Annotated in this window: 7 protein-coding genes; 4 read left to right on the forward strand and 3 right to left on the reverse strand. The window is 69.3% G+C overall.

The window, feature by feature from the left end; all coding sequences use genetic code 11:
* Positions 1-427: alpha/beta-hydrolase family protein (locus tag B2284_RS11175; protein WP_286697525.1), on the forward strand; the 427-nt coding region annotated here is incomplete at its 5' end.
* Positions 428-503: 76 nt separating this feature from the next.
* Here the strand turns inward: B2284_RS11175 and B2284_RS11180 are convergent.
* Together B2284_RS11180 and B2284_RS11185 are read right to left on the reverse strand one after the other, a co-directional pair.
* Positions 504-1,301, reverse strand: a complete 798-nt coding sequence (locus tag B2284_RS11180) for a hypothetical protein (protein ID WP_136788967.1) — start codon at positions 1,299-1,301, stop codon at positions 504-506.
* A gap of 144 nt (positions 1,302-1,445) precedes the next feature.
* A complete protein-coding gene (locus B2284_RS11185) occupies positions 1,446-2,222 on the reverse strand; it encodes a GTPase domain-containing protein (protein ID WP_136788968.1) in 777 nt (258 codons plus the stop codon).
* Between the two features lie 188 nt (positions 2,223-2,410).
* On the opposite strand from B2284_RS11185, the gene B2284_RS11190 reads away from it, so the two are divergent.
* From B2284_RS11190 to B2284_RS11200, 3 genes are all read left to right on the forward strand, one after another.
* On the forward strand, positions 2,411-2,599 hold the full coding sequence (locus B2284_RS11190; RefSeq protein WP_038566027.1) for a hypothetical protein: 189 nt from the start codon (positions 2,411-2,413) through the stop codon (positions 2,597-2,599).
* A 201-nt stretch (positions 2,600-2,800) separates the two neighbouring features.
* Entirely contained in the window at positions 2,801-3,136 is a 336-nt protein-coding gene (locus B2284_RS11195) for a DUF3072 domain-containing protein (protein ID WP_414646259.1), read from the forward strand.
* Positions 3,137-3,341: 205 nt separating this feature from the next.
* Positions 3,342-4,742, forward strand: coding sequence for a cryptochrome/photolyase family protein (locus tag B2284_RS11200; protein ID WP_136788969.1), 1,401 nt, complete (start codon positions 3,342-3,344; stop codon positions 4,740-4,742).
* Between the two features lie 151 nt (positions 4,743-4,893).
* Here the strand turns inward: B2284_RS11200 and B2284_RS11205 are convergent.
* On the reverse strand, positions 4,894-5,603 hold a 710-nt coding region (locus B2284_RS11205), incomplete at its 5' end, for an FMN-binding negative transcriptional regulator (protein ID WP_286697526.1).

A 5,603-nucleotide genomic window follows, 5' to 3' on the forward strand; every position in this document is an offset into this window, starting at 1 on the left:
GCGCGCGCCCGGTTCGACGACGATCGACCCCGTCATCAACGGCGGACGCCACATCCGTTTCGCCGGTGAGCCGTCGCAGCTGGGCGCCGACGAGTACGACCGCCCTCTGGGCGCGTGGCAGAAACCGCGCGTCGTCTACCTGCAGCACCCGTCCGACCCCGTCGTGTGGTGGTCGCCGCGCCTGATGTTCAACTCACCCGAGTGGCTGCGTGAGACGCGCGACAACACGCCGATGGCGCAGATGAGCTGGGCTCCGTTCGTCACCTTCTGGCAGGTCAGCGCCGACATGCTCGTCTCCAACGAGGTGCCCGGCGGTTACGGTCACCGCTACTTCGGCGCCGAGATGGTGCCGGCCTGGGCGAAGGTGCTCGACGTCGACCCCGGCTCGCGGGAGGATGCCATCATCGACGCCGTGGGGCGCCGCTGAGCGCGCTCGCCGTCAGCGATCATCGCCCGGAAATCGTCATCCTCGACGCGTTTGCGGGCAATGATCTGGCGGGCCGTCAGTTCTGACGCGTCGGATCGAGCTTGCCCGTCATCGTCACCCCACCGGTGCTGACGGTGAAGCTCGCGACCGCGTTCGTGCACGTCATGCCGCTGACGTTGCTCGTGCACGTCGTTCCTGCGGAGGTGAAGCTGCTGCCGTAGCCGAGCACGGCCGTGCCGTCCTTCGTCGTCACCGATGCGTTCGGCACGCTCGACGTCCAGCGCGCAGCCTCGCCGTCGGTGTCGAAACCGGGGTCACCGGTGAGGAAACCGACGCCCTTCGGCGTCAGCATGACGTAGTTCGCGCCGCCGTGCTTCGCCGACACCTCGGGGGTGAGGTGGCAGCCGACGACGCCCTTCGTCATGTCGCACCAGTTGCGGCCCGTGGGCGTCGTGAACTGCGACCATCCTGTCGCGGCGTAGGCATGTGCCGTCGCGGTGCCGCTCGTCGACGGCGCGCTGCTCGCCGAGGCGGTCGGGCCCGCCGAGTCCTGACTGCCGGACGGCGCCGCGCCCGAGCCGGTTGCGCTCGCCTGCGGCGCTGCGGGGTCGCTCGCCGACGCACCGTCGCTCGTGCTCGGCGACGTGGACGAGGCGCTCGCGGCCGTACTGGAGGGAGTGCTCGAAAACGTCGACGACGACGCGGCAGAGCTGCGCTCGGAGGGCGTCTGGCTCGGTGCGGCCTGCTGCGTCGTCGACGACGCGGACGACTGCGCCACCGTGGCGTTCTGCGACGCGCCGTCCTGGCCATTTCCGCACGCGGCGAGCGCGAGCGTCAGCAGGCCCGCGGCGGTGAGAGCTGGGACGGTGCGCATGAGTTCCCCTTGTCGTCGAACGGTGCCGACACGTCACGCCGTGCCGCACCTCCACTGTGGCAGAGATAGCGGCCGTGGCGAAGGCGCCATGCCGACCGAGACGACCCGGCCGAAACTCGTGCCCGGCAGCCCGATTCGCTCACGTCACAGGTGGCCGCTGAGCGCCGCCATGCGGGATTCGAGCTTGCCGACAAGGGCGTCGAGCTCCTTGGAGTTCTCGGCGCTGACGGGCAGGACGTCGATCGAGATCGTCGCTCCACCGGCGAGGGAGCGCAGTTCTTCGAGCTTCGCGGCGAACGGCGAACCGCTGCCGGGTGAGTAGTAGTCGACGGCCGCGTCGATGTCGTTCGGGTAGAGGTCGGCCTTCGTCACGGCAATGACGACCCACATCGGCTTGGCTCGGCGCACCGCCATCGCGGCGATGCGGTGCGCGGTGATCGTCCAGTCCTCCAGCTCCGCGGCGAGCTGCTCGTCGCGCGTGCGTGACGGCGCCGCGCCGCTCGTGCCGCCGGCGCGTCGCGGCGTCGCGTGGCCGTAGGAGACGACGTGGACGATGCCGTCGACCGGCTCCTCGTAGAACACCTCGTCGAGGGCTGCGAGGCGCGTCGCGGCGTTGTCGCCGGGCACGACGCGGAAGCGGAAACCCTTGAGCCGCGGCGACTTCGACGTCCGACGCTCCATCGTCGCCGAGCCGGCCTCGGTGACGGCGTCGGGGCTCGTGCGGCGCGCGAGACGGTCGACGAGGCGCGTCTTGCCGACGCCCGTCATGCCCGTGACGGCGACCGTCGGGTAGCGGCGATGCACGAGGGAGGAGATCTTCTCGGGTGCCGCGGTGAGGGCGGTGAGGGCCGTTCCGGCCAGGCTGGCGCCGGCAGCGGCGAGGCCGGCGTTGTGGCGGGCACCGGTGTTCTTCGAGGTCACGGTTCACCTTTCGGCAGAGGCTCGTTCGACGCCGGGGCGCCGAGCACTTTGCCCTCTAGTCAACCCGAAACGGCGTCGAAACGCCTCTCCGAGGGTTTCTTCGACGCCTTCGCGGTGCTGCGCGTTCGCCGCGTCCGACCATCCGCGTGGGTGGTGAACCAGCGGCCTGCGCGTCCTAGAGTGAAGACATGACTCGCGAAGACATCCACGAAGCAGCCAAGAACGACGACGCGGACGGCCAGAAGCCCGGCGGCGCCGGGGAGGTCTCCGAAGGCGGCAGCGGTTTCGGCACCGACAGTGAGACGAACGTCAACGGCGCCGACGCCGTGCCCGACAAGACGACCGGCGGCACCAGCCCCCGTACGCCCAACCAGTGAGCTGAGTGCCTCCGACCAGGTGCCGGCCGGCCCCTGACCCCGAGGTCACGGCCCGCTCTGTCCCTGGAGGTCTCGACGGCGATCCGGCGACGGCGTGACGCGTCTGACGGTGCGCCGAATCTGTCCTGCGCGTGCGTCCCGCCGGCGAAATCACGCCCGAGGGTGTAGCGGTTGTCGGTGCCTCGGTCTAGCCTCACGAGCATGACTGACATGAACACGAATCAGCCCGACGACACCCTCGGGGCGCCCGCTTCGGACGCCCCGAACGGTCAGGCTCAGCAGGGCCAGGACATGCTCGGCGCGACGGAGCCGACGCAGGGTGGCCCGAACGATGCCTCCCTGCAGCGGGACCCCGACGAGTGGGCCACCGGCGACGAGCCGATGACCGAGGCGCAGAAGTCGTACCTCGACACGCTCGCCAAGGAGGCGGGCGAGACGCTGCCCGCCACGCTGACGAAGGCCGAGGCGAGCAAGCACATCGATCGCCTCCAGGGTTCGAACAACCGCGTCAACCAGCAGGGTGCGCAGGGCAACTGAGGCAACTGCCAGACGCCACCGGTCGGCCTGGCGCGACATGTTTCACGTGGAACATGTGGCGCCAGGTCGGGCGGAGGTGCGCTGCAACGAGAGGGCCGCGCACTGCGCGGTGACCACGGGTCATGCCCCCACCGGGGCTCGAGCACGCACCGAATGACGTGTCGATGATTCCCGGCGTGAATCGTCAGACCCCACAATGGCTTCTATGACTTCCCTCGTCTGGTTCCGTGACGACCTGCGTACGTTCGACCATCCGGCGCTGCGTGCGGCGGTCGATCACGCCGTCACCTCACAGGGCTCCCAGGGCTCGCAGGAGTCGGATGACGGCGCGTCGTCCGAGCCCGCGGGTGTCGTCGCGCTCTTCGTCCTCGACGAGGAATCGGACGGCCTCCGCCCGATCGGCGGCGCGGTGAAGTGGTGGCTGCATCACTCGCTCGTCGCCTTGCGCGAGAAGCTCGAGGCGCTCGGCATCCCGCTCGTCCTGCGACGCGGCGCCGCGCATGACGTCGTCCTCAATGTGGTCGAGACGTTCGACGTCGACTTCGTCGCCTGGAATCGCCGATACGGCGGGCCGGAGCGCGCCGTCGACGCCGGGATCAAGGAAGCGCTCGCCGAGCGCGTCGTCGAGGTGCACTCGTATTCGGCGAACCTGCTGTTCGAGCCGTGGACCATCACAACGGGTGGTGGCACCCCGTACCGCGTGTTCACGCCGTTCTGGAAGGCGTGCCTGAGCGAGCCCGAGCCACGTGAGCCGCTCGGCGCGCCGTCAGCGCTCACCCCGCCGTCCGCACTCGTCGAGCAGGCTGGCCAGGCGAGTGACGACCTCGACACCTGGGCGTTGCTGCCGACGAAACCCGACTGGTCGACCGGCATCGCCAAGGCCTGGACGCCGGGCGAGGACGCCGCGCACGAGCTGCTCGCCGACTTCCTCGACGACGCCGTCGTCCACTACGCCACCGAACGTGACGAACCGTCGAAGCCGGCGACGTCGCGCCTCTCGCCGCATCTGCGCTTCGGGGAGATCAGCCCGCAGACGATCTGGCATGCGGCGCGGCGCAGTGGCAAGGACGTCGAGACGTTCCTGTCGGAGGTCGGTTGGCGCGAGTTCGCGTGGCACACGCTCTACGAGAACCCTGACCTTCACGAGGTGAACCTCAATCGGAAGTTCGACGCGTTCCCGTGGCCGCCACTCGACGAGGACGCGCTGCTCGCATGGGAGAAGGGCGAGACGGGCGTCCCGCTCGTCGACGCGGGCATGCGCGAGCTGTGGGAGACGGGCACGATGCACAATCGCGTGCGCATGGTCGTCGCGTCGTTCCTGACGAAGAACCTGCTCATCGACTGGCGCATCGGTGAGGAGTGGTTCTGGGACACGCTCGTCGACGCCGACGCCGCGAGCAACCCGTTCAACTGGCAGTGGGTCGCCGGGTGCGGCGCAGACGCCGCACCGTACTTCCGCGTCTTCAACCCGGAGACGCAGCGCAAGAAGTTCGACCCCGACGAGCGCTACGTCCGCCGCTGGGGCGCTGACGACGGCCGCGAACCCATCGTCGACCTCGCCGAGACGCGCAAGGCCGCACTCGCGGCATACGAGCAGACGAAGTGACGTCTCACCTCAGCTAACCCTGACCCCTTGCGTGCAGATGCACCTGCGTGCAGATGCACCCGGGTGCACTTGCACGCAGGGGTTGGGTCGGATTCGACGTCATGTTGCTCGCCTTCATGGCGGTGACGGCGTGGCGCGCGTGGCAGCGGCGTCAGCTCGTCATCCTCGCGTCGTTCACGACGGGCATGCTGCTCGTCTGCGACGACGAGCTCTCACCCATCGCGTCGGCGAGTTCTGCCGCGCCGCGTCCGTCGAGCTCGGTGGCGATGCCGTCACGCGCGCCGAGACGGTCGGCGTCGCTGCGATGCGACGACACCTTGAACCGGGCCTCCATGCGCTGCACGGAAATGCGGATGCCGACGATCTTCGTCAGCATGTCGTCCAGATAGTCGCGCGGTGCCTGCCCCATGCGCCACGGCTCGTCGCGCCCGCCCTCCATCGCACCCGTGAGCTTCGCGATGACGCCGCGCACCCACCTCGGGTCGTCGTGCACCTCCAACTCTCCCCAGGCATGAGCGACGAGGTAGTTCCACGTCGGGACGACGCGGTGATGCTCGGCCTTGCTCGGATACCAGCTCGGCGAGACGTAGTGCTCGAGCGGCCCGAACGTCGCGAGCGTCAGCCCCTCGTGACGGCCGTTCTCCCACAACGGGTTCGCACGCGCCACGTGCCCGATGAGCGCCTTGCCCGTCGGTGCGCCGTCATCGTCGACGAGCAGCAACGGCACCATGTCCGCCTGCGGCGTGACGCCGTCGTGCGTGATGAGCGTCGCGAGCGGATGTTTCGCAACGAACGCGGCGACCGTCTCGACGTCCGTGACGACGTCGTGCGGCGGGTTATAGGGCAGGTTCAACCAGTCGT

The sequence above is a fragment of the Dermacoccus sp. UBA1591 genome, from assembly GCF_002322065.1.
Taxonomy (GTDB): domain Bacteria; phylum Actinomycetota; class Actinomycetes; order Actinomycetales; family Dermatophilaceae; genus Dermacoccus; species Dermacoccus nishinomiyaensis.

Coding starts and splice junctions, on each gene's coding strand:
- B2284_RS11190 (WP_038566027.1), top strand. CDS start 2,411: ATGACTCGCGAAGACATCCACGAAGCAGCCAAGAACGACGACGCGGAC.
- B2284_RS11195 (WP_414646259.1), top strand. CDS start 2,801: ATGACTGACATGAACACGAATCAGCCCGACGACACCCTCGGGGCGCCC.
- B2284_RS11180 (WP_136788967.1), bottom strand. CDS start 1,301: ATGCGCACCGTCCCAGCTCTCACCGCCGCGGGCCTGCTGACGCTCGCG.
- B2284_RS11200 (WP_136788969.1), top strand. CDS start 3,342: ATGACTTCCCTCGTCTGGTTCCGTGACGACCTGCGTACGTTCGACCAT.